Origin of the sequence: Granulicella aggregans (assembly GCF_025685565.1) — a bacterium.
Taxonomy (GTDB): Bacteria; Acidobacteriota; Terriglobia; order Terriglobales; family Acidobacteriaceae; genus Edaphobacter; species Edaphobacter aggregans_B.
Genome location: NZ_JAGSYE010000004.1, coordinates 74870 through 99524, shown reverse-complemented (window position 1 = coordinate 99524; position 24655 = coordinate 74870). Strand labels below are relative to the sequence as shown.

The window sequence follows — 24655 nt, the reverse complement described above, 5'->3', positions numbered from 1 at the left end:
GTGGCCCGGCACCTTTGCTACGATAGGCGACAGAGGCAAACCTGTTTCGAAGCCGTCGCGATGCGAGTCGATTCGCGGCAAAGATCGCAATCCCCGCCGGGCATCATCTGCTCTGCCGTCTCCCCTCGAAAGAGCGCACTATGGACCACCTCGTCTCGCCGGCATGGCTTAAGGAACACCTGTCCGACCCGGACGTCACCGTCCTCGACGCGACGCTCCCCGCCGTCGGCGTCACTCCCGTGGTCGATGTCCATGCCCGTTACCTCGAAGCGCACATCCCCGGCGCTGCCTTCTTCGACATCGAAGCCATCTCCGACCACGAGACCTCCCTGCCCCATATGATGCCGTCGCCTGAGGCATTTGCCCGCAGCATGGCGGAGCTTGGCGTCAGCAGCGCGGCACACTTAGTCGTCTACGAGCAGCAGCCCGTCTTCTCTGCGCCTCGCGCCTGGTGGACGCTCCGCACCTTCGGCGCAGCACGCGTCTCTATGCTCGATGGCGGCCTTCCCGCCTGGATCGCCTCCGGTGGCACGACCGAATCAGGCATGGTGCATCGTCCAGCGGCGCAGTTCACCGCCGTGCTCGATCCGTTCGCCGTCAAAGACCTCGCCGCGGTCAAACACGCCCTCGCCCACAACGCTCAGATCGTCGACGCACGCTCCGCAGCCCGCTTCAACGGCACCGCCCCAGAGCCACGCCCTGGCCTGCGCTCCGGCCACATGCCCGGCGCGATCAGCCTTCCCTTCGGCGAACTATTACAGGATGGCCGCCTCCGTTCTGCCGATGAACTGCGCTCCATCTTCGAGCGACGCGGTCTGGATCTCGACAAGCCCATCACCACTACCTGCGGCTCCGGTGTCACCGCCGCCGTCCTCGCACTTGGTCTTGACCTCGCGGGCGCAAAGCAGGTAAGCCTCTACGATGGATCGTGGGCCGAGTACGCTTCCCAGCCGCACGCAGAGATCATGGGTACCCAAGTCTGACCCGATGCCGACCCGCCTCATCATCAACGCCGACGACTTTGGCCTCACCCCCGGCGTCAACCGCGCCATCGCCGAGCTCCACCACGCGGGCGTTCTCACCTCGGCCACGCTGATGGCCAACGGCGCCGCCTTCGACGACGCCGTCGCCATCGCCCACGCCAACCCCACACTCGGCGTAGGCTGCCACATAGTTCTAACCGACGGCGAACCGATCTCGCCGCCTGAATCCATCCCCTCACTCCTCGGTCGTGATCATCGCTCCCTCCGCCCAAAGCTCCTCGGCTTCGTATCCGATCTCCTCCTCGGCCGCATTAGCGAGTTCGAAATAGAATGCGAAGCCACCGCCCAGATTCGCAAGCTGCAACACGCCGGCGTCACCGTCACCCATATCGACAGCCATAAGCACACCCACATGTTCCCGCAGGTCACGCGCCCGCTTCTGCGCGTCGCGGAGGCCCACGGCATCCGCGCGATCCGTAATCCGTTCGAAGCGCGATGGAGTTGGTCGCTCGGCCACGGCGGCGTCTCCCGGCGCGTCCAGATGAAGATCCTCGACCAGCTCCGACACCCCTTCAACGCGCAGCCGGAGATACTCTTCGAGGCCGTCACCTCCACGACCGGCAGCATCGGCATCTCCGCCACCGGCGACCTGAACCAGCAGACCCTTGCGGAGATCATGGCGAAGCTGCCCGAAGGCACCTGGGAGCTCGTCTGCCATCCCGGCTACAACGACGCTGACCTCGACGGCATCACAACTCGCCTGCGCAGCCATCGCAAGATCGAGTACGACGCCCTGCTCGCTGTCATCCCTGAAATACTCTCGCACCCAAACCCGCCCGCGCTCATCCACTATGGGGACCTATGAAGATCGGCATCACCTGTTACCCAACTTACGGCGGCTCCGGCGTCGTCGCCACCGAGCTCGGCATCGAGCTCGCCGCGCGCGGTCATGAGATCCACTTCATCACCTCGTCTCAGCCTTTCCGTCTGACCGGCCGAGAGGCCAACATCTTCTTCCACGAAGTGGCCGTCTACCAGTACCCTCTCTTCGAGCACCCGCCCTACGATCTCGCCCTCGCCACCCGCATGGCCGAGGTCGCCGAGTTCTACTCGCTCGATCTCCTTCACGTCCACTACGCCATTCCGCACTCGGTCAGTGCCCTACTTGCTCGCCAGATGCTGGCCGCGAAGGGAAAGCATCTGCCCTTCATCACCACGCTGCACGGAACGGACATTACGCTCGTCGGCCTCGACCGGTCGTACTTACCCATCACACGTTTCGGTATCACCGAGTCCGATGGCGTCACCGCCATCTCCAGCTATCTCCGCGACCGCACCCGCGAGGCCTTCGACATCCACTCCGAGATCGAAGTCATTCGCAACTTCGTCAACTGCGACGTCTACGTCCGCAACCCCGACCTAGTCGCCGAGATGCGCCCCCGCTACGCCGCGCCAAACGAAAAGCTGATCGTCCATCTCTCAAACTTCCGCCCGGTCAAGCGCGTCACCGACGTCGTCGAAGTCTTCGCTCGCATTGCCAAAGAGGTCCCGTCACGCCTGATGCTCATCGGCGACGGCCCAGACCGCTCCGCAGCCGAGTACCTCGCCATGCGGCACGGCGTCCAGGACCGCATCCACTTCCTCGGCAAACAGGACAACGTCAACGAGCTCCTTCCGCTAGCCGACCTGATGATCATGCCCTCGGAGATGGAGTCCTTCGGCCTGGCAGCGCTAGAAGCCATGGCCTGCGGCGTTCCCGCGATCGCGACCCGCGTCGGCGGCGTCTCTGAGCTCATCGACGACGGCGTCACCGGCCGCCTCTTCGAAGTGGGCGACGTCGAAGGTATGGCAACCGCCGCGATAGCCCTACTCAACGACCGTATCGACCTAAGCACGATGGCCCACGCCGCACGTCGCACCGCGCAAGATCGCTTCTGCGCTACGCGCATCATTCCGCTCTACGAGGAGTACTACCAGCGCGTGATCGAACGGACCGCCAGCCACCCGTAGCCATCCAATAATCAACTTTCAAAAGACTTGTCATCCTTCGCGAAGCGGAGGATCTGCTTTTGTAGTTACCGGGTGCCCCTCCATGCTCAGCTTCATCGCGCATAGGTGGGACGTAAACTCTACCCCCGCGAGATCACTTTCATTGCCGGGTGCCCCATCCATGCGCCGGGTGCCCCATCCATGCTCAGCTTCATCGCACATGGGTGGGACGTAAACTCTATCCCCGCGAGATCACTTTCATTGCCGCGCCCCATCCCACCTGCGCCACAGCCCCCAGCTCCGCCCACGGCCCAGCTCCCGAGTCCAGAATCGGCATCAGCAGCACCACCTTGGTTCCGCGCCCTGGCCGGCTCTCAATCGACACCTCCGCCTCGTGCCCATAGAGCACTTCCATCCGCTCCCGAACGTTCCGCATCCCGATGCCCGTCCCCGGCCGTACCAGCCCGCTCACCGGCGAAGCCGCTGTGCTCTCCGGTGCCATGCCCACTCCGTCGTCCTCTACCTCGATCTCCAGCCGCCCATCGAGGATACGGCTGCGCAGTGTCACCGTTCCTCCACTGATCCGCGGCTCCAGACCATGCTTGATGCTGTTCTCGATCAAGGGCTGCAGCAGCATGCTCGGGACGACGATGTTCAACGTATCTTCGGCGATCTCCTTCACCACCCGCAGCTTCGATCCGAACCGAACCACCTCGATCGCGAGATAGTCGTCGGTAAACGCGAGCTCCTCGCTGAAAGGGACAAACGCCTCGCGATCTTTCAGCAGCACGCGCAGGATGTTTGCCAGCTTCACGATCATCTCCCGCGCCAGCTCCGGCTGCGACCGCACGAGCGACGTAATCGAGTTCAGCGTGTTGAACAGAAAGTGCGGATTGATCTGCCGCTGCAGCGCATCCAGCCTCGCTTCGAGCAGAAGCCTTCCCTGCTCTTCAAGCTGCCGCTCAATCCGGATCGCATTCCAGATCTTCAACGGTATACCCACAACCACCGGTGCCGAGGCACAGATTGCAAGCTGAATAGGCCACGAGTCCGAGTACAAGTCAAAAAAGTGCTGGGGATAGAACCGAGCAAACATGCTGATCGCGAACTGCATCACGGTGATCAACACCAGCAGGATGATCTGTCGATCGAAGTGCGGACGCCTTACATTGCGTTTGAACCACCGGTAGATACTGAGATCGATCAGCGGCGAAAAGAGCCAGATATCTTCTTCGTCGGCGAACGCGCTGAAACTCCCCGCCACCGCCGCTACCAAAAGATTTACCGGCAACGCCCAGTACTCATGGTGCAGCACCGCAGGCAAGGCCATCGCCGCACCGCCCAGAGCGGCATAGGCCGGCCCCATAATCAGCCCCAGCAGAATCGTCGCTTCAAAGCTGATGTCGGCCGCCAGGAAGTTCGGCACCGTCACTCTTACCCACACGCCAAGCATCAACGGCACGCAGATCATCGCCAGCAGCTTCAACGTCTGCCGCGGCTTTCTGTCCTTCTGCAACAGCAGCCGCTTGAAGCGGATGGACCTGGCAAGCGAACTCGATACCGCCGCCGCCACACCCAGTTCGATCAGCAGCGTGATCAGTATCAGCTTGGGATCGGCGGCGTTGACAAGATGGGTCACACGTCTACTGTAACGCCTGGGTTATCTGACAACAGGTACACTTAATGCGATCCCATGGCAGGCATACTCTTCATCATCTCGGCACCCTCAGGCTCTGGTAAGTCAACGCTGGTCAGCCAGTTGCTCACGCTCGTCGAAGGCATCGAGTTCTCCATCTCCTACACCACGCGCGCCCCGCGTGGCTCGGAGACCGATGGCCGCGAATATCACTTCACCACCCGCGAAGAGTTTCTTCGCATGGTCGATGCTGGGGAATTTCTGGAATGGGCGGAAGTCTTCGGCAACTTCTACGGCACCGCCGCTTCGGCCCTTGCTCATGCTCGCGAGCAGGGCAAGGACCTTCTGCTCGACATCGATGTCCAGGGCGCGCTTCAGGTAATGAAGAAGCTTCCCGAAGCCGTCTCCATCTTCATCCTTCCGCCCAGTCCGGAGGTACTCGAGATGCGCCTTCGCAACCGCAGCCAGGCCGAGCGCATGACCATCGAATCCATCATCGAGCGCCGCCTCACCGAAGCGCGTGAAGAACTCAAGCAACTCAGCCACTACCGGTATGCCCTGGTCAACGATGTGCTCGATCAGGCCGCCACGGAGCTTCGCGCCATCGTGTTCAGCGAACGCGTCGTCGCCTCGGGCGAGCGATCGCAGGCCGATGATCTCGACGCTACGACGGCAGCTACCTGCCGGACCTCCACTCCCTCACCTCGACTCGAAGCCGCTCTCGCAACCTTCCGCAACTCATGATCCTTCGCCATTTACGGGTCGCACCCGGGCATCGATTCTGCGAATTGCCTTGGCTATTCGTTCGTGGTGCGTTACCCTCTCCGCACGGGGTGAAAAGCATGACGATAGAGAATGCCTTCCACAACAAGTACAGCCTGGTCAAGGGCGTTGCACGCCGCGCCCGTCAACTGCAGGGTGGCGCGCCCGCTCTCGGCGTCTCCAAGTCGATGAAGGCCTGCCGCGTTGCACAGGACGAGATCCGATCCGGTGCCGTCTCCTACGTTGTAACCCAAAAGGGCAGCAGCCTCCCGGCCGTGCCCGGATTTCATACCTCTGAGCCCGAAGATCACGTCTAGGCGAGAGCGAACCTCTTCCAATAGCGCTGAAATCTTGAGGCACTTCACGGCGCTCATCTCGATGAGCGCCCTGCTGATCGCTTACTGCGTGGTGAACGTAGCCACCACTCCCTGTGCGGAATAGTTGTTTCCTGCGATGTCCGTCAAATTCCAGTAAGGATTTTCCGTGACCAGATCATAGATGGTCGCCGCGGCCAGCGGTGACGACGGCGCGAGGTACACGGTGGCATAGTCGGGCGAAAGCTTGAGGGTGGCAGGCACCAATGTCTGAGTATTGTGTACTTGCAAGTAAATGTGGCTTCCGTCGATCAACACGGGATCCATGGGCTCGCTGAAGACCAGTGACAGCGTCGGATTGTCGTCGACCCCGGATGCGCCGTTCAAAGCGGTTGGCGTGGTTGCGGAGACGCTGGTCCAGTTGGCCGCGCTCACAGTTGGATTGACAAAGTCATAGCCCGTGCCCGTGGTGAAGCTGCTGGTTACCGGTGTGATCAGGTTCCCGTTGTAGTCCGCCACACCCGACACGTTCAACGTATACGTGGTGTTCGGCAACAACACGGACGGCAGTTGCACAGAAACGATCGTATCTGCGTCCTGGGCTGAAGGTGAGATCGGAATCGGGCTGCCTCCATTTGGCGTCAGAGTCAATCCGCCCAGGGAGCTCTCCGCGACCGGCTCGCTGAACTGCACCTGCAGGGACGTTGTGTAGGGATAGAACGGCCCACCGTTTGAGTTGAGTGGCACGTTCGTAAATCCGTTCGGCGGATTCACTTGTACCAACGTCGGCCCGGTGCTGCTCGGGCCACTGCCCGTGGTGAAGTAGACAGAGCCGCCGCTCTGCCCGTTGCCCGTCAGATCGATGGCGTAGTTGCAGTAATAGTAGAAATTCGAGTTCGCTGCCAAAGCCGATGTCGGCGTCATCGTCACCGACATCAGATCCGAAGAGAACGAGTAGGTCACAGGAACCTTCGCACTCGCCGCATAGTCGTAGAGATACGTGCCCGAAGACGTGATACTGGCGGGGTCTATAGCCTGGGAGTACCGGCAGGTAAACTTCGCATTGGTTCCGATCCCTGTCGTGTCGTATGGGAAGTCCAGCGCCACCACAGGGGTCGTGTAGTCGGGCATCGCCGCCGTGGTGAACTGCGACTGCGCCACAGAGAATGTGTTGCCTGCGTAGTCCAGCATCCCGCTAGTCTTCACCAGGATCGTGCTCGATGCAGGCAGTGGGTTCAGGGGGCTGAAGTATGCGCCGATCACGTCGCCTGCGCTGTTGTTGTAGCTCCAGGTACCCGGAATCGCGACGCCGCCAGCCGTAATCTGTACGTTCGCCGAGTTCACGGTCGTCTGGTCCACCGGCTTCGAGAACTGCAACCGGATGTACGCATTCGTACCCACATTCACCGAACCGTTCGGCGGCCCGATGCTGACCGTCCCAGCAGTCGTATCCGGCGTACTGTTGCTGACCGTGGTGAAGGTCCCCGCATAGCAGGCGTTAGCTGCTGGCACGCCGTTCGTCCCAACCAGACCGTTCACACAGAGATAGTAGTAAGTGGATGGGCTCAAGGCAGAAGTTGGCGTCACACGCAGAACGTTCGGTGTCGGCAGTGAGTAGGTCGACGCGGGGAAGTTACTGTAATATCCGTTGATATTGTTTAGCGTCGCCGGATCGATCGGCTGGCTGTACTCGATGTCAAGCTGTACGTTCACTGGCACAGTGCTCGATCCGTAAAAAGGGCTGGTGGCTACCACTTGAGGCGGCGCGGTAGCCGCATCGACCGGCACGGCCACGTAGAAATACCCACTGTCGCTATTGAAGGTGTTCCCGTAAATATCCTGAACATTCGTGAAGTACCACTCGATCGCCGCACCATCCGGGTAAGGCGATGACGGCGTGAACTGCACCTCGTACCCATTTGCTAGAGCCTGCGCCGTCCCGCTCTGCACCTGTCCGTTTACGGTAACGATGAAATTGCCGTTCAGCGTCGAGGCGTCCACCGGTCGATTTACATACAACGTCAACAGTTGGCCGTCCGGCACCCCTGTAGCACCGTTTCCGGGACTCGTTCCAACGACGGTTCCAGTCCCCGAGACCGGATCCGTACTGGTCGTAAAGCTGCTGATGAAGTTGCTCGTCAGGGCATTTCCCGAATAATCTGAGACCCCGCCCGCCGGGAACTCGATCGTGTACACCACCCCGCTCTGCAGCGAACCAGTGTTGAAGTACAGCGTCCGATTGTCCGCCGAGAAACTTAAGCTTCCGTTGTCTACAAGATTCTGCCCTGCGTAGAGCAGCGCTCCGTTGGATGCGTACCTGACGCTACCTGGGTTGATCGATTTGTTGAAAGTCACCGATACGCTGTGCTCCAGCCCCACATTGACCGCGCCCTTCGCCGGACTTACCGACAAGATCTGCAGCGGCGTCGTGTCCACCGAGCCGGACGTGACCGTGAAGTTAAGCAGTTGATTGCAGGCACTACTCAAAACCTCGCCCAGGACGTCCGTGATCCCGCAGCCATAAACGAAGAGAACCGCCCCTGCTGGATATGGATTCGCGGGGGTGAACGTTACCGTGTTCCCGTTCACCGCGAAGTTACCCGCCAGATTGTAGCTAGTAGACCCATTCACAGTAACCAAGAACGTATTCGCATTCACCGTCTCAGCGTTGATCACCTGGCTGAAGACCAGCGTGACCGGTTGTGTGGTCGACACATTCCCCGCGCCGTTCGCGATATTCGAGCTTATCAGCGTCAGCCCGCCTGTAGCCGCCGCGGTGGCACCGGTCGAGAAGCCGCTCGCGTAAGGCACAACCGCGTTGCCGTTCGCGTCGGTGAAGCTTCCCGTCTTGACCGTATAAGCAGCGTCCGCCAGCAGATTCGCGGTCGGCACGAACGTCAGCGTCTGGCCGTCCGTCTGACTGACCGTCCCCGGAACGGCGTGGCTGGAGCTATCCAGCAGTTGCAGCGAACTCTGCGTCACGCTGGTTGGATCGAGCGTCGCACTCACCGTGACGGCAATCTGCGCGTTGAGAGGTACCGCCGTCGCACCTGCGGTCGGGCTCACTCCCGTTACGGTGAGACTGGATGTGACCGCTCCGTCCCCGGTGTAGAAGTAGTAGTAGCCTCCGCTTACGGCGTTGCCATCCTGATCGTAGATGCCGCCGTTTCCGTTGAAGCGATACTCCGTGTTGGGCAGAAGGGCAATCTGCGGAGTCAGCGTGACCTGGAGCCCATTCCTCGATAGCGCCACCGTCAATGGAATGAACTGCGCCGTATCGACAAGGTACATCGAGAAGCTGCTGTTGGCGATAAAGACCGGATTCAGCGGCTTGCTAAACGTCACTCTGGGAGTGACGTTCGTTCCCACCGGGGGATAGTTCGGTGGATCGACCGACACCACCGTTGCTGCCGTAAGGTTGAAGGTCGCGCCCGTCGTGAAGCTGTTGGTCGCCGTGGCCACCATATTGCCGGCTGGATCTTTCACCCCCGCGATGGTCACAACGTACTTTGTGTTTGCCGTCAGAGGTGCCTGTGGCACAAGTTGAACTACAGTGTTGCCGCCGGCTAGAACGGCAGTCGATGGCACCGTCGTTCCGCCTGCGGACAGGGTTACCCCCGAGAGCGTCGTCGGATCGATCGGAGCGCTGAATGCGACGTCGATGACCGTGTTCGTACCTACGCCAGTCGCACCCGCCAACGGGCTGAAGGCAGTCACGCTGGGAGCCGCCGCATCGGAAGCAAAGCCCGCATAGAAGTAGGAGGAGTAGGACTGCATCCCATTGCCCGCAAGGTCGGTGCCGCTATTCACATAGAGGGTGTACTGATGGCCAGCCTTCAATGGAGCTGCCGGCACCAGGTATGCCACGGACTGAGCCGAGTTCCAGGTAAGCGTCGAGGCCACCGTGCCATAGGAGGTACTGTCGTCGTCGTAGAGCCGGAAGTCAGTCGCATTGAACGTCGTCACATCCATCGATTCGCTGAACTGGACCGTGATGTTCGAGTTGATAGGCACCGTGGCATTCGAGGGGATGCTCGTCTGGACCACAACCGGAGCGATTTCGTCCGGCGTTGCCCCAGTTGTAAAGTGCGAAGTGTACGAGAGTGGATTGCCGACCTGGTCCTGCACGCCGGTCAGACTCATCGTCAGGGTCGCACTCACAGGCAGCGGCGAGTTCGGCACAAACTCTATCCTGGTGTCGTCGGAGCTGACCCAGTAGCTGCCGGGCAAAGCTGTGGTGCCGTTCAGTACCTGGAACGTACTCGCGTTTACGCTGATCGGGTCGATCGGCTTGCTGAACACAAATCCCGGCTGCACGTTGACGCCAACGCCGGGCGCCCCGCTGTAGGGCACGGCGCTGACTACCGTCGGCGAAGTCGTATCGGGTACAGCTAAGGTGTAGAAGTATCCGAGGTAAGCCGATCCGCCGAACGGCACGCTCGTCGTGCTCTGGAGTCCGTTCGTCGCGTAGAGATAGATGGTCGCACTGGCCGTCAGATTGGCCTGGGGCACAATCCGCACCACGTTCGGCTGTGGCTGCGAGTAAGTAGCGGCTACATTAACCCCTGCTACCGTGTCGTAGAGATAGACATTCGTGCTGTTCACCGTCGACGGATTCAGCGGCACGTTGAACTGAATATCGACAGTCGAGTTTGGAGCAATGGAGGTGTATAGAGCCGGCGAGACGACCTGCACCACCGGCGTAGCCGCGCTTGTGTCGGCGGCAATGGTGAAGTACCCGGAGGCTGGACTCAACAGATTGCCGTAGGTAGAGTCTGTCAGGCTGCTGGTCGTCGACCACTGAATCAACGCCCCCGCCACGAATGGAGTGCTTGGTGTGAACTGCAGTGTGTAGCCGTTGTCCAGCACCTGCACCGAACCTGTGATGGCCACATTATTCTGCGCCACCTGCAACCCAGTGTTCGCGCCCGATGCGTTGACCGGCAGATTGAAGAAGAGCACCAGGGGCGCGTTTGGCGAGACTCCGCTGCTACCCGTGCCAGGCCGCGCACCGGAGAGCGAGCCCGCTGTGCTGGAGTCCGCCTGAGACGATGTGAACTGGCTGGTAAAGTTGGCGAGCGAATTGCCGGAGAAGTCCTGCAGGCCGCCATTCAACGACGCGGTCATCAGCGAACTTGCCGGCAGGGCACCACAACTGAACTGCAGCGTCGCGTTGTCCTGCGACTTCATGTAAGTCGTACACCACGGCGACTGCCCATCTCCCTGGAACAGAGCAAAGTCGGTGTTGCCGTTGGTGTTCACGGTATTAGGATTGACCGATCTGTTGAAGGTCGCGACAACGGGTGCGCGCAGCCCCACGTTGCCTGCGTTTGCCGCAGGCGCAAACGCTATTACCTGGAACGGCGGAGTAACCGGAGTTACCGGCGTGGCCGTCCCGGCGGTGGTAAAGGCATCCACCGTCTGGCAGTAGGGATAACTGTCTCCGGCCAGATCGTTCAGTCCGGGACAGGCGTTCACATAGAGGGCCGTGCCCACAGGGAACGGGCTATCCGGCGTAAACACGACCTGGTTCCCGTTCACGGTATAGTTGCCAGCTACCACCTGGTCGTAAATTCCGTTGATCTCCACTGGAATCGTGCTGGAATTCACCGTGGCCGGATCAATCGGATTGTTGAAGGTCAGGGTCACGCTCGCGTTCGTGGGAACCCCGCCCGCACCGTTCACGGGATCGCTTGAGGTCAGTGTCAGGCCCCCGGTGAGGGTGGCCCCGCAGGTCTGCACACTGGCCTGAATCCGCAGGCCTTCGTAACCGCTGTAGTTACTCGAGAACTGATACGAGAGCGTATTGACTCCAGTATTCAGGTCCGCAACCGGCAGCGCGATCGAGAGCGGATACGGGCCGTATCCGTTATACGCAAACGGGTAAAGCTGCGGCGTAATGGCATTGCCGTTGAGCAGCAGCGTCCCATAGGGATCGCTCTCGATAAAGCCGGCCAGGCAAAGATTGCTCAGGCTGTATCCGGTCAGATTGAAGGTCGTTGAGTAGGTCGAATTGATCGGCCCCGGCACTGCATCTGGGCTGACCGTAATCCACGAAGACATGGGTCCGTTCGCTGGCCAACCGGAGTACCAGCCAACGTTCGCCGGCGTCACCACGTCAACAGGCTGGGGGTTCGGCGAGTTCGAGTTGATCGCTGTCCAATGCGGATCAACCGTATCACCCGTCGTGATCAGGTTCCCGGATGCGTCGATACCAGTTGATACCGACAGCGGTGCCACCGATGTCGCCGTGGTGAAGCTGCTGCTGAATGCCGCGCCGACGTTGCCCACCATGTCTTGATAGTGACTCACCTGCGCCGTGAACTGGGTACCCGGCGCGAGCGACATTGCCGGAACAAACGTAAGCGTGACCTGATCGCTTGCCAGAGTGGCCGTCCCGGCGATGGCTGCGCCTCCATTCGGCGTGATCTGCACGGTCGGCGTTACATTCGGATCAAGTGGCTCGCTAAAGTGGAAGACTACCTGCGCGTTCAGCGGGACGGCTTTCCCTAGATCAGCTGGGAAGACCGAGGACACTTGTGGCGGCGCAATTTCCGCGCCCGCCCCAGTAGTGAAGTAACTATCCGTGCCGTCGAGATAGTTCCCATCAACGTCGAAGTAGCCACCACTCATGTGGAAGTCATACTGCGTGTTCGGCAACAACGGCATCGAGGGAGTAAATGTAGCGCTCATGGCGTCAGCAGCCAGAGTCACCTTGCCCAGGATGTATTTATTGCCATCAACGTTGTAGAGGTAGAGCGTTCCCGCGTTGATAGCGAGCGGATCGACAGGCTTGGCGAAGTTCATCGTAGGCGCGAAGTTTGTCCCCACGTTCGTGGCGTAGTTGGTAAAGTCCGGACCCGATCCGTTGTAGGCCGTGTCCGCGCCCGCCCCCGTCGAGAAGGTGAACGATCCCGGCCTCAGCGCATTTCCCGCGGTATCGGCCAACGTCGCGGCATAGCCTACCGTATAGGTGGTATCTGGCAGGAGCGGTGCCGAAGGCGTAAACGTGACTACGCTTCCCTGGTTCGGGCATGTCGCTGCGTAGGACGGGTCGTTGTAATAGTAGTAGTAGCTGTATCCGCAAGCGTAGTTGCCGTAGTAGTAGTAATAGCCGTTGTAGAGAGTGTAAGAGTTATTACTCCACGTATAGCTGCCTGGCACCGCAACGCCGCCAGCAGTCACCGTCAAACCAGCCTGTGTTGCCTGGTTCATCTGCGCGCTGAACTCAACCTGAATACTTACGTTTGTCCCGATGCCACCCGCTCCAACCGGTGGGTTAGCCAACACCACCGTCGGTGACGTCGTGCTGGCCGAGAAGCCCGTGTAGAAGTACGAAGTGTAATAGCCCAGTGCGTTGCCAGAGGCGTCTGCGACGCCGTTGGTGATGACGAAATAGTACGACGCGTTGACCGCAAGCGCAGCGGCCGGCGTGAACGTCAGCTCTCTTCCTGAAGCATCGACGCTCACGCTGCCGGGAACGGCAATGTTGCCCCCCGGGTTGCTGGTCAGATAGAGCAATACGTTGCTGGTGGTGATGGTCGTGCGGTCCATCGGCTGACTGAAGACCGCGTAAACACTGCTGTTGGTAGACACCGCAACCGCATTCCCCGCCGGGCTGACCGAGATCACCGTCGGCGGGGTCACCGTGGTCGCCTGCACCGTGAATCCTGCCGCGACCGTCTCCACCTCGCTGCCCGTGGTGATCGTCACATCGCGCGGACCAAGCGCCGCCGCCGGATCGATGGACAGGTTCACGACGATGCTGTTGGCGCTGCCCGATGCGACCGGACCCGCACCCCCCGCGACTCCCGACCCGACCGTGATCCCGGGTCCGAACGCCACCTTCGTCGTGCCCGGGTCCCAATTCGTATACAGACCGTTGATGGTGACCGAAACCACCGATCCAGGAACCCCAATATTCGGATTGATCACGGTCACCACAGGCGTTCCCGGAGTCACCGTGAAGCCACCGCTCAGCACCACCGTCTGGGTGCCCGTCGTCACCGCGATATCGCGGCTTCCCACCGTCGCATTAGGATCGACAGTCACGTTCGCCGAGAGCTGAGTCGAGCTCGACACCGTCACCGAGTTCACCGTCACGCCTGCACCGAAGCTGACGGTCGTGCTGCCTTGCTGGAAGTTCGTAAACGCTCCCGTGACCACCACATTCGCCGTGGCACCCGCCTGCGCCGTCCCCGGCATCGCAGAGGACAGCGCCGGTAGACCGGCCAGTACGCTAAAGCCGCCAGTGATGGAGGCCGACTCGCTCCCCGTTGTCACCGTCACCGTCCGGGAGCCAACCGCAGCCGACGGACTGATCGTGATGTTTGCCACCGCGTCCGTCGCATCCGTCACAGTCAATGAGTTCACCGTGATTCCCGTCCCGAAGCTGGCCGTGCTTGTTCCGTTCGCAAAGTGAGTGAACAGTCCGGTCAGCCCTATGCTCAGGTTCGTATCTCCCTGGTGGCCCGTCGCCGGACTTACGGACGAAACCTGCGGTGTGCCGGCTGTCACGGTGAACCCGCCCAGGATCGTCGCCACCTCTCCACCCGTCGTCAGGGTTACGTTGTACGACCCTGTCGCCGTGGAGCCGGGGATCGATAGGTTTAGGCTTGCATGCTTGGGATCCGCGACGGTGACACCCGTTACCGTGATGCCTCCGCCGACTGCCGCCGTCGTCTCGCCACTCGCGAAACTTGTCTGGCTACCGGTGACCTGTACGATCACATTCGTGTTCTGCGCTCCGCTGGCCGGGCTTAGGCTCAGGATCGCCGCCTGACCCGTCGTCACCTGGAATCCGTTCATAAGGCTGACGGACTCGGTCCCGGTGGTCACCGCAACCGTGCGAGATCCGATCGCCGCCGTCGGCTGCACGGTGATGTTCGCCGTCAGCGATGTAGAACTGTTCGCAGTCACAGAGTTCACCGTGACGCCCTGCCCAAAGCTCACAACCGAGTTCGCGCCAAAGTGCGAGTAGAACCCGGCAAGCGTGACGTTCTCGGTCAGGCCTTGCGCTCCGCTGTTGGGATTCGCGTTCAACAGCTCGGCATCGGTCTGGATCACGGTAAAGGCGTTCGTCTCCGTCGCTACTTCGCCACCGGTCGTCGCCGTCACCGAGACCTGTCCCGGCGTCGCGCTCTGGTTCACCGTAATATTTGCTGTGATCAAGGTCGGCGAACTTACCGTGAAGCTGTTGACCAAGACTTCAGGGAAGCTGAGCGAAGTCACGCCCTGCTGCCAGTTCGTATTCGTGCCCATGATCTGGACTGCGGTCAGGTTCGCACCCTGTCCGCCCGATGACGGCGAGACACCGTTGATCGCCGCCGGCCCAGCAGTTACATACAGAGCATTCGGCAGTCCAAGAACCTGGTTGCCACTGGTCACGGTAAGATCGCGATACCCCAGGTTCGTCGTCGGCTGGATATAGCCAAACGCGGTCAACGACGTAGCGCTCGTAACGTTGACGTTCGTCACCGTCACACCAGACCCGTAAGTTACTGCGGGCGGATTCGCCGCCGTCCAGTTTGTTGCCTGGCTCAGGATGGTGAACGTCGCGCTGCTCTGCTGCGGCAGCGAGTTCGGCCCCGAAGACAGCAGCAGCGGTGTTCCCGCCTGGACGACGAAGCCATTGTTCAGCGCTGCAACCTCGCCAGCCGTCTGCGCTGTAACACTCGTCGGCCCCAGCGAAGCCAGCGCCGGGATCGACAGGGTCATCGTCGCGTCCGTCGCGCTGTTCACAGTAAGCTGGCTCACTGTGATGCCCGCGCCGAACTGGAAGACCGTCGTCGCATCCCAGTGCGTGTTCTGTCCGGAGACCTCAACCGTCACCGTGTCTCCCTGCTTGGCGATGTTCGGCGTGACAGCCGAGACCAGAGCCAGGCTGGGAGTCACATAGAACACTGCGCCACCCGCCGTCTGCGCCCCCGCCGGAGCGCCTGGCGTATTTGAGGTGACCGTATATCCGCCCGTCGCAGCCTCCTGTCCGATGCTGATCGACTGCCTGGCCACCGTCGATCCCAGGATCATAGGTGGTCCATTCACCGTGATTCCCGGCCCCAAGCTGAATGTCGTCGTACTGTCGAACGCCGTGTACTGGCCCAGGATGGTGACCAACAGGTTCTGGGCGCCCTGGATCGCTGAGCCAGGATCGACGAGACTCAACACAGGCACGACACTGCCCGGAGTTCCCGGCGTCGTAGAGACTACGCTGAACGGCACGCTCTCCATCTCCGATCCGGTCGTGAAGACGATCAGCCGCTGTCCTGTAACCGCTGCGCGGTCAATCGTCACTGTGGCGACGGCAGAGGTGGGACTCGTGACCTGGAACGTGTTCACCGCAATTCCGTCGCCGAAGGTTGCTGTCGTCGGCGTGTTGATCGGCCCTGGATCCCAGTGCGTGAACTGCCCGGTAAACTGGATCGTCAAGGTCTGCCCCGTCAGACCGGAGTAAGGATAGTAGAACGAGATGTAAGGCGTCGGCGGAGGTGCCGGCGCGGCAACTAGGAAGTTACCGGTAAGCTTCTGCGCTCCGGTCGTCACGACCACTGTGCGATAGCCGATCTGCGCCGCCGCATCGATATTGATCACCGCCTCAATATGAGTCGGGTCGTCCACCTGGTAGGACGTGACCGTGATCCCCGGCCCGAAGTCCACCGTCGACGTGCTGTCCCACATCGTGTCCAGCCCATTGATCGTCACCAGCAACTGGCTCGTCCCCGGGTTCGCACTGTTGGGGCTGAGATAAGTGATCACCGGGATGCCCCCGGTCACGACAAAAGCTCCGGCGTCGGACAAGGCCTCACCCGCCGTCACCATCGACACGGTACGCGCACCGGGAACCGCAGTCGGCGAGATGGTCATATCGACCGTGGCGCTGGTCGAGTTGTTGATCACCACCGAGTTCACCGTCAGGTCCTGGCCAATGCCATCCATCCAGAACTGCGTGAAGTTCTGCTGCCAATGCGTGCCCGAACCGGTGACCATAAAAACCACTTCCTGGCCCTGGTTGCCCGTCCCCGGCGCAACCGTGCTGATGATCGCCGGGCCCGTCGCCACACTGAAGACGCCCGCTGAGACGATCTCGCTGCCAATCGTCGCACCCGACCGGCAGGCATTGCCCGCCGTCAGCTCCGCGCACGGCACATTCGGTGTCGTCACGGTCACGTTGCGGACGCCGATGTAGGAGAGCGGATCGATCACGATCGTCGCATCGATCTCCGTCAAGCTCACAAAGCTCACCGACTGCACCGTGATGCCCGCGCCAAAGACCGCCGTGCTCTCAGCACTGAAGTGCGAGTACTGCCCGATCAGCCGGACCACGAGAGGCGACTGCCCGGTCAGCGGCGCGCCTTGCACCGCGGAGTTCGGGATCGCCTCATTCAACGTGGCTACGTTCGGGTTCACCTGGTAGGCAAACTGCTGCGACGCCGTCTCGCCCAGAGTCGTCGCCGTCACCGTGTGATAACCGAGCAACGAAGTGGTCGATATCGAGACCGGCACCGTCAGGCTCGTCGGGCTGGTCACCGTCACCGTGCCAACGCTGATCCCGGGATCGTTGAAGCTCACCTGCGTGATGCCCGGTGCAAAGTTCGTCGCGCCGCCCGTGATCGTCACTGTCCCGGTCGTCCCCTGCAACCCTGTCGCGGGGGAGACCGCCATGATCTGCGCTGGGCCCTGCTGGATGCAGAACTGCCCCGGCTGTCCGGGTGGGGGTAGTGTGACCTGCTCGGAGCCCGTCGTGATGGTGATGCTGTCGCAGTAGGGCGTGGTGTCGACGTACGCCGTCGGATTCACCGTCAGGTTGATGATCCCGTTCTCGGAGTCGACCACCGTAAACGAGTTCACCGTAATATCTCCGGCCGGACTAAACGCAGCCGTCGTCACGCCCTGCTGCCAATGAGTGAACCGGCCCAGTACCTGCAAGTTCAGCGTCGCTCCCTGTTGGCCTCCTCCAGGGCTGGTGCTCAACAGCGAGGCGAAACCTTCCTCGATATCCAGAGCCTGCGGGAAGCTCACAACCTCACCGTCCGTCACCACGGTCAACGTCGCGAAGCCAACCGGCGCGCTCGAGAGCACCGTAATCTGAACCGTCGCTGTCGTAGAGTTGATGACTGTCAACTCGTCGATAGCCACACCTGGGCCAAAGTTCACCGTCGTCTCGCCCTGCACCCAGTGAGTTCCAACAGCCGTCAGCTTCAGCGTGGAGGTCTGCAACTGCGAGACCACCCACACTCCCGTCTGCGTCAGCGATCCCGGAGGTTCCACACTGACCACGTTCGCCGCGCCGGGTGTCACGGTGAACCCGCCACCGATCTCAATCTCTGAGCCCGTAATCATCACGACGCTGTTCGTTCCCAGCGAAGCCGTCGGCGAGATGGAGAGCGACGCAGTTGCCGTCGTCGGCCCGTTGATCGTCAGACTGTTGACCGTCACTCCCGACCCCAGGATCGCCTCGGTCACACCCTGGACCCAATTCGTCAGCGAGCCCGTGATGGTGACCGTCACCGTCGATCCCTGTGCCGCGCTCGATGGGTCAACGTTCAAAATCGATGGATTCAACGGCGCAAGTATGAGGAAAGAGGCAGTCTCCTCCTCCGAACCTGTCTTCACATAGAGCGACTGCCATCCTGGCGGTGTCGCGGTCAAGGTACCGTTAAGCAGGTAGCTCGTCGTGATGTTGACCGTCAGTTCTGTCGGACTGATCACCGTTACCGAGTTCACCGTGATCTGAGGCCCGAAAAGTACCGTGGTCGTGCCCTGCACAAAGTGCGTGTTCACTCCCGTAATCACGATGTCCTGCGTCGTGCTCTGCGGACCCTCGTACGGCGAAAGCACGCTTATGGACGTGCCACTCACCTCGAAGCCGGTGGTCACCACCTCGGTGCCGGTCGTCAGTGTGATCGTGCGCCCTCCGACCGGGGCGTCGGCGGCGATCGTGATCGTCGCCGTAATGGTCTGCCCGGGCGTCAGGTTGAGCGGCGACAAGGTCACGCCTTCACCCGATACCACCGCCGTCGTGCTCGAGCTGAAGTGAGTGAAGTCGCCCGTGAAGGTAACGGTGAAGCTCGTACCTGGCAGTCCGCTCGACGGATTCATCGCGACGGATGGCGTATTCGCGTAGACCTGCACCGTCGCCGAGACGACTTCTCCGCCCGTGGCGATCTGCAACGTATAGCCACCCACCGGACAGTTCGCAGGAACGCTGACATTCAACGTCCCGTCAGTCGTATCGGGGAATGTACCCACATTCACCGCAATGCCGCAGTAAGGAGTCTGAATGAAGGTCGCCATCGTCGCACCCTGCACCCAGTGCGTATTTCGGCCCGTTACCGCCAGCGTCAATTGCCCGCCCTGCGGCACACCACCCGGAACCACGTTGACAATCGCCGCGCTCGACGGCGTCACCGTGAAGGAGAACGGGAAGATCTGCTGGTTCCCGGTCGGGCCGACGATCAGGTTTGCGGTGATCGATCCGGCACTGGCGTTCTGGCTCACCGTGATGTTCACCGTCACGCTATTCGCGGAGATCGCCGAGTACCCGTTCACCTGGATCTCGCCACCAAACTGCGCCGTCACGCCTGCCAGGAAGTTGGTGTACGCGTTGCCCGTGATCGTCACATTCAACGTCTGACCCTGCTGCGCAGAGTTTGGCGTCTCCGACAGCAGCAACGGCGTCGCTCCTACCACCGTAAATCCACCGGCCAGCGTTGCGATCTCACCTCCGGTCGCAACCGTCACGTCCTGCGCTCCGATCGACGCATTGGCCGGTACCGTCACCTCAGCCGTCGCTGTAGTCGGGGTCGTGGTGCTCACATTGACGTCGCCAACGATCACGCCGCCGCCAATCGACACCGTCGTCGCATTCTGCAGAAAGTGCGTCCCTGAAGAAGTCAAAGTGATCGAGCCACTAAATCCCTGTGGTTCAGAGTTGGGGGTGACGCTCAGCAGCGTCGCGTTGTTCGCTCCAACCTGGCAAGCCCCGAAGGTCGACGTCGCAAAGTCGCCCCCAGTCACCAGCGTTACAGTGCGGCCACCCACCGGCGTTGTGTTGCTGATGCTAATGCTCGCTACGACGTCATTCGGCGTCGCTCCCGCCGCCAGCGAGTTGACCGTGATGCCATCGCCGAAGATGGCATAGCTGGTGCCCGCCACGAAGTTCATTCCGGAGAACGTCAGGTCGACATTCAGGGTCTGCCCCTGGTTGCCGCAAGACGGATTGACCGCCGTGATGGTATGAACGTTCGACGGCGCGGTGATGAGGAACGCGGAGTTCAGCAGTGCCGTCTCCGTACCACCTCCTGCAAGTGGCGTGTCGACCTCAATGTCGCGCGCGCCCGAGACCGCGCCTGTGTCGATCGTTAGCGTGGCGTTCAAAGAATTGGGCGACGACGAACCCGTGATCGAATACGTAATCCCTGACGAGGTCAAACTATTGTCAGTATCCGTGAACTTGATCGTCGAAGCGTTGCTGAAGTGCGTCAGCCCATTGCCTGTGATGGTCACCGGAACCACGGCTCCCGCAGCTGCCGCAGCGGGTGAGACCACCGCTACGGCGGCAGGCGGATCCAGCGTCGTCGCAGAGCCAATCAGCGATACATAGAGCGGACCCGCCCCAGTCGCGGAGTCCGTAACTGTCAGCGTTCCTGTGATCGGGCCCGGCGTCGCAGTCGCGGCAGGAGCAAAGACCACCGATACGGCGCACGACGAGTTCGCCCTGATCACGCCGTCGGTGCAGATACTCGTCGCCGTAAAGTTCGCGCTTGGCGTCAGCGTAAACGTCTCCTGCTGACTCTCGTAGTTCGTCAGCGTTACATTTTGCGGAACGCTTAGCGTCCCCAGCTTCTGGGCGGTGTAGGTCAACGATGCCGGAGAGAGCGTGATCGGCGAAGTCCCCGTCCCCGACAGGTTCACCACCTGCGGACTTGTAACAGCGTCATCGACCACCTGAAGTTCCCCGGTGCGCGTACCGCTCACCGTCGGAGCAAAGCTGATCGTCACATTGCACGAGGCCCCAGGCACGATCGCGTACGGCAGCGATCCGCAGGTCGTCGACGTCTGCTTGAAGTCGCCTGTCAACTGCAGCGCGCTGATATGGAACGTCTGCGCCATGGTGGCGTTCATGATGCTGACGGTCTGGTAGGCGCTCGTCGTTCCCACCGGCGCGGAATACGTTGTGATAGCCGTCGGCGACACGATCAACGGAGCGTTGCCCTGGCCCGATAGCGTAATCGTCAGCGGCGCGTTCTGCGCTCCGTCATTGATCGTGAGCGTGGCTGTCCTGGTTCCCGTCCCGGTCGGCGTGAAGGTCAACAAAACTGAACAGATGGGAACTGCATTGACCGACACCGCGCCCGTGCAAAGGTTGGTGGCGGCGAAGTCGCCAGCATTCGGCCCGGTAATCACCAGCGATGAAATCACCAGCGCGGACACCTGCTGATTGGTGAAGGTCACGGTCTGTGGCACACTCGTAACGCCCTCGAACTGTGCAGGGAATGTCACGGATGTAACGGACGGAATGACAGGCACGACGCCCGCACCCGACAACGTCACAGTTTGTGGACTCACAAGCGCGTCGCTGGCTATGCTCAACACGCCCGCCGGGACCGGCCCAAGCGCCGCCGGAGTCAACGTAAGTCCGATGGCACAGGTAATCCCAGCGCCCAGCGGGCCAGAAGCCGGGCACTGTGGCGACTGCGAGATCGGCGTCGCGAACGCGTAGCCGCTACCCGAAGGAAGCTGCAGCGAAGAGATCATCAGCGGAACCGACTGGTTGTTCCGGAAGAGAACGGTATGCACCGCGCTGGCCTCGTTGATCGCCACGTTGCCGAACGCTACTGAGGTCTGAAACAGCGTCGTCTGCGTCACGCCCGTGCCGCTCAGAGCCACCGCCTGCGGGCTGTTCGCCGCGTTCGTCACGACGGTCAGAACTCCGGCCGCTGCAGGTCCCTGCACCGAGGGAGTGAGTGTGACTCCAATCAAGCAGGACGCGCCCGCGGCAAGCATTCCAGGATCGCCGCATGTCGTCGAAGGATCGAGCGCATAGCCACTCCCCGAGACTTGCAAGGAAAGGATGCTCAACATCGCCGACTGATTATTGGTAAGGGTAATCCGGTGGACCACGCTTACCTGACCGACGGTGGTACCGCCGAAACCGATCGCCGTCGCCGATAGGGTGACGGGCACCACTCCAGTTCCGGAGAGCGCCACCGTCTGAGGGCTGTTGTCGGCGCTGGACACGATGTTCAAAGAGCCCGCCGCAACCGCCCCCAGAACCGTTGGCGTCAAAGTAAGGCCGATGGCGCAGGTAGTTCCCGCGGCCAGCGTCCCCGAAGCCGGACACACTGGAGACTGTGAGACCGGCGTCGCAAACGCGTAACCGCCGGCCGGCAGTTGCAAAGCGGAGATGGTCAGCGGGATGGCCTGATTGTTCCGGTACAGGATCGTATGCACCGCGCTAGCCTGGTTCACCGCCACATTGCCAAACGCTATTGAGGTCTCAAACACCGTCGTCTGCGACACTCCCATCCCACTCAGGGCCACCGTCTGGGGACTGTTGTTCGCATTCGTCGTGATCGTCAGCGCGCCGGCCAGGGAGAGTCCCACCGACGTCGGCGTCAAGGTCACCCCGATCACGCACGACGCTCCTCCCGCCAGCGTCCCGGGATGACCGCACGTCGTCGAAGGATCGAGTGAATAGCCGTCCCCGGACACTGCCAGTGAGGAGAGAGACAGCACAGCCGACTGGTTATTGGTCAGCGTGATCCGATGCACCACGCTCGCCTCTTCAACCGCGGTGCTCCCGAAGTTGATCGCTGAGGCGGAAAGAGTGACAGGAACGACGCCTGTGCCGGAGAGGGCCACAGTCTGCGGACTGGTGTCCGCGCTGCTGGCAATGCTCAAGACGCCAGCCGGCACCGGCCCCAATGCTGCCGGGGTCAACGTAAGTCCAATAGCGCAGGTGATGCCTGGGCCGAGCGAGCCTGAGGCCGGACACTGCGGGGACTGTGAGACGGGCGTGGCAAACGCGTAGCCGCCAGAGGGAAGTTGCAAAGATGTGATGGTCAGCGGAACGGACTGATCGTTCCGAAATAAGACGGTGTGCACCGCGCTGGCCTGGTTTACGGCGACGTTGCCAAACGCCACCGCCGTCTCAAACAGAGTCGTCTGCGCCACGCCAGTTCCCGACAGCGACACCGTCTGTGGACTGTTCGCGGCGTTGGTCGCAATCGTAAGGGTACCTGCCGACGCTGGCCCCAGGGCTGCAGGCGTTAGCGTCACCCCAATCAGGCACGACCGCCCTGCGGCCAGCGTTCCAGGATGGCCGCACGTCGTCGAAGCGTCGAGCGCATAGCCGCTGCCGGATACCGTCAGGGAGGAGATACTCAATGCCACCGATTGGGTGTTGGTGAACGTAATCCGGTGCACCACGCTGACTTGGCCGACAGTAGTGCCGCCAAAGTCAATCGCAGTCGCCGAAAGCGTCGTCTGCGCGTGAGCAGCGACGTGCGGCATACACAAAATAAAGACCAATAGGTAGAAGGACAGCGCTGTCCAACGCGACGGCTTGCTCGCGTGGCTCGGCTTCGGACCTGCGTCCACCGTTCTATAGAAGGTTGCGCTACCAGCCGGATCGCTAAGTGTCGAACCACCTACAAAACCGCGTTGCCTCAATATAAATCGCGCAGCCGTGCCGGCTAACCAAAATGGGCAAACGGTCTTGGCGGCAAAGCTCCGCCCAGCACCGTGGAGACTCGGTGTCATAGGGACCTTCCATCACAAACGCTCTACGAGGGGCCCTATGCACCTAAGCCTTTCTATGAAAAAAGATAGCTTCAGGCGGATGAATGAAATCTATCACGAGATTTGCCTAGCTATGAAAAAAATAAAAAGAATGATTACTTAAGAGTCGCTTCGGCTGCCCTGGCAGGCGAAGCGGCACACTCTAGCGATTAGTTGCCGAAACTAAAAAAGCCTCCTGAGTTCGGATTCGTCTGCAGCGGCTAGCTTCTGGAAAGAGCGACTTCTGTGCACTCCAAACTACATAATTGGGCGGCTTAGCAGCGATAAAGTAAAAGCCACAACGTCGCAGACTTAGCCGCTAGGTCTGCAACAGCGTCTTGATCTCAAATCGATACATGTCTTCAAAAGTGCAGAACTCAGGCACCCCTAGTTCGAGGATGGGCGCAGTCCCAATAATCTCTGGAACATGCCGTTCCAACAGCGATTGATACTCCTTTTGTTCCTGCGAAGTGAAGGGAGCAACCTGATAGGCCAGGGTCATGTGAAAGGCGTATGTGGCGTGGTCCTTCAATCTGAACCTGTAAGCGTCCGAGAGCCGGTCCCGCAGAGTCCGCAGCTTGCGGTTCTCCGCATCGTCAGCAGGCGATAGCCGGAGCGTACAGGCACGGCCATAGCCGAGCGTATGGCTGGGGTTCACGGACACGCGAATAGGAAGCTGGCACTCCGTATGGAAGCTCTTCATGCGCTCACCGATGATGTGATTGCATTCGGAGATAGGTGCATCGCGCAGAATATCCGACGGCCAGTTTTCAGCCGTGCGTCCTTGATCGTTCGCACCGGGAAACACCGTCATGTGGTAACTCTCGCTGGGCAACATGCCGAGCTTATGGATGAAGGGACTTGTCCGAAGCGCGTCGCCAAGAGCAGTGATCGCGTCACGGGTATAGCTCTGCTGAGGCAAGTGGCAGATGACCGTATTGCCCGCAAACGCCCGGCGGCGGCCATCGGGATAGAACTTGAGGAGTGTGTCGCGAGTAGGGGTGGCTTCCGGATCGTGGTCGTCCGCCACCTGGGGCTTTGCAATCTCCGCGAACAACGAGGTTGGAAGCGCGCCAGCGAGAGATGTGACCGATGAATTGATCAGAAAATTACGACGGCTCTGGAGCTGTGTTTCATGAGGCATGAAGAAATCCTTAATTACGAGTTTTTTTGAGACAGGACGACCCACG

General features: G+C 60.9%; 8 protein-coding genes. 5 read left to right on the top strand and 3 right to left on the bottom strand.

The features are described 5' to 3' along the window. The first annotated feature begins 140 nt into the window (after positions 1-140). Genes sseA through bshA form a run of 3 tightly spaced genes read left to right on the top strand, consistent with a single transcriptional unit; the run spans position 141 to position 2993 of the window. Positions 141-983, top strand: coding sequence for a 3-mercaptopyruvate sulfurtransferase (gene sseA, locus OHL18_RS20050; RefSeq protein ID WP_263376660.1), 843 nt, complete (start codon positions 141-143; stop codon positions 981-983). A gap of 4 nt (positions 984-987) precedes the next feature. Then, positions 988-1848 carry a ChbG/HpnK family deacetylase gene (locus OHL18_RS20045; RefSeq protein WP_263376659.1) on the top strand — a complete coding sequence of 287 codons (861 nt, stop codon included), beginning with the start codon at positions 988-990 and terminating at the stop codon, positions 1846-1848. Further along, entirely contained in the window at positions 1845-2993 is a 1149-nt protein-coding gene (gene bshA, locus OHL18_RS20040) for an N-acetyl-alpha-D-glucosaminyl L-malate synthase BshA (protein ID WP_263376658.1), read from the top strand. The genes OHL18_RS20045 and bshA overlap by 4 nt, the downstream gene beginning before the upstream one ends. A 217-nt stretch (positions 2994-3210) precedes the next feature. Here the strand turns inward: bshA and OHL18_RS20035 are convergent, their stop codons facing one another. Next, positions 3211-4611, bottom strand: coding sequence for a sensor histidine kinase (locus tag OHL18_RS20035; RefSeq protein ID WP_263376657.1), 1401 nt, complete (start codon positions 4609-4611; stop codon positions 3211-3213). 54 nt (positions 4612-4665) lie between these two features. On the opposite strand from OHL18_RS20035, the gene gmk reads away from it, so the two are divergent. After that, positions 4666-5352: a guanylate kinase gene (gene gmk, locus OHL18_RS20030; RefSeq protein ID WP_263376656.1), complete on the top strand. Its 687-nt coding sequence runs from the start codon at positions 4666-4668 to the stop codon at positions 5350-5352. A 98-nt stretch (positions 5353-5450) separates the two neighbouring features. Then, entirely contained in the window at positions 5451-5687 is a 237-nt protein-coding gene (locus OHL18_RS20025; RefSeq protein WP_263376655.1) for a DNA-directed RNA polymerase subunit omega, read from the top strand. Between the two features lie 81 nt (positions 5688-5768). On the opposite strand, the gene OHL18_RS20020 is transcribed toward OHL18_RS20025, so the two are convergent. Both OHL18_RS20020 and OHL18_RS20015 read right to left on the bottom strand, forming a co-directional pair. Beyond that, positions 5769-23285 carry an Ig-like domain-containing protein gene (locus OHL18_RS20020; protein WP_263376654.1) on the bottom strand — a complete coding sequence of 5839 codons (17517 nt, stop codon included), beginning with the start codon at positions 23283-23285 and terminating at the stop codon, positions 5769-5771. A gap of 499 nt (positions 23286-23784) precedes the next feature. Then, positions 23785-24609 carry a DUF1868 domain-containing protein gene (locus OHL18_RS20015; RefSeq protein WP_263376653.1) on the bottom strand — a complete coding sequence of 275 codons (825 nt, stop codon included), beginning with the start codon at positions 24607-24609 and terminating at the stop codon, positions 23785-23787. Between the last annotated feature and the right edge of the window lie 46 nt (positions 24610-24655).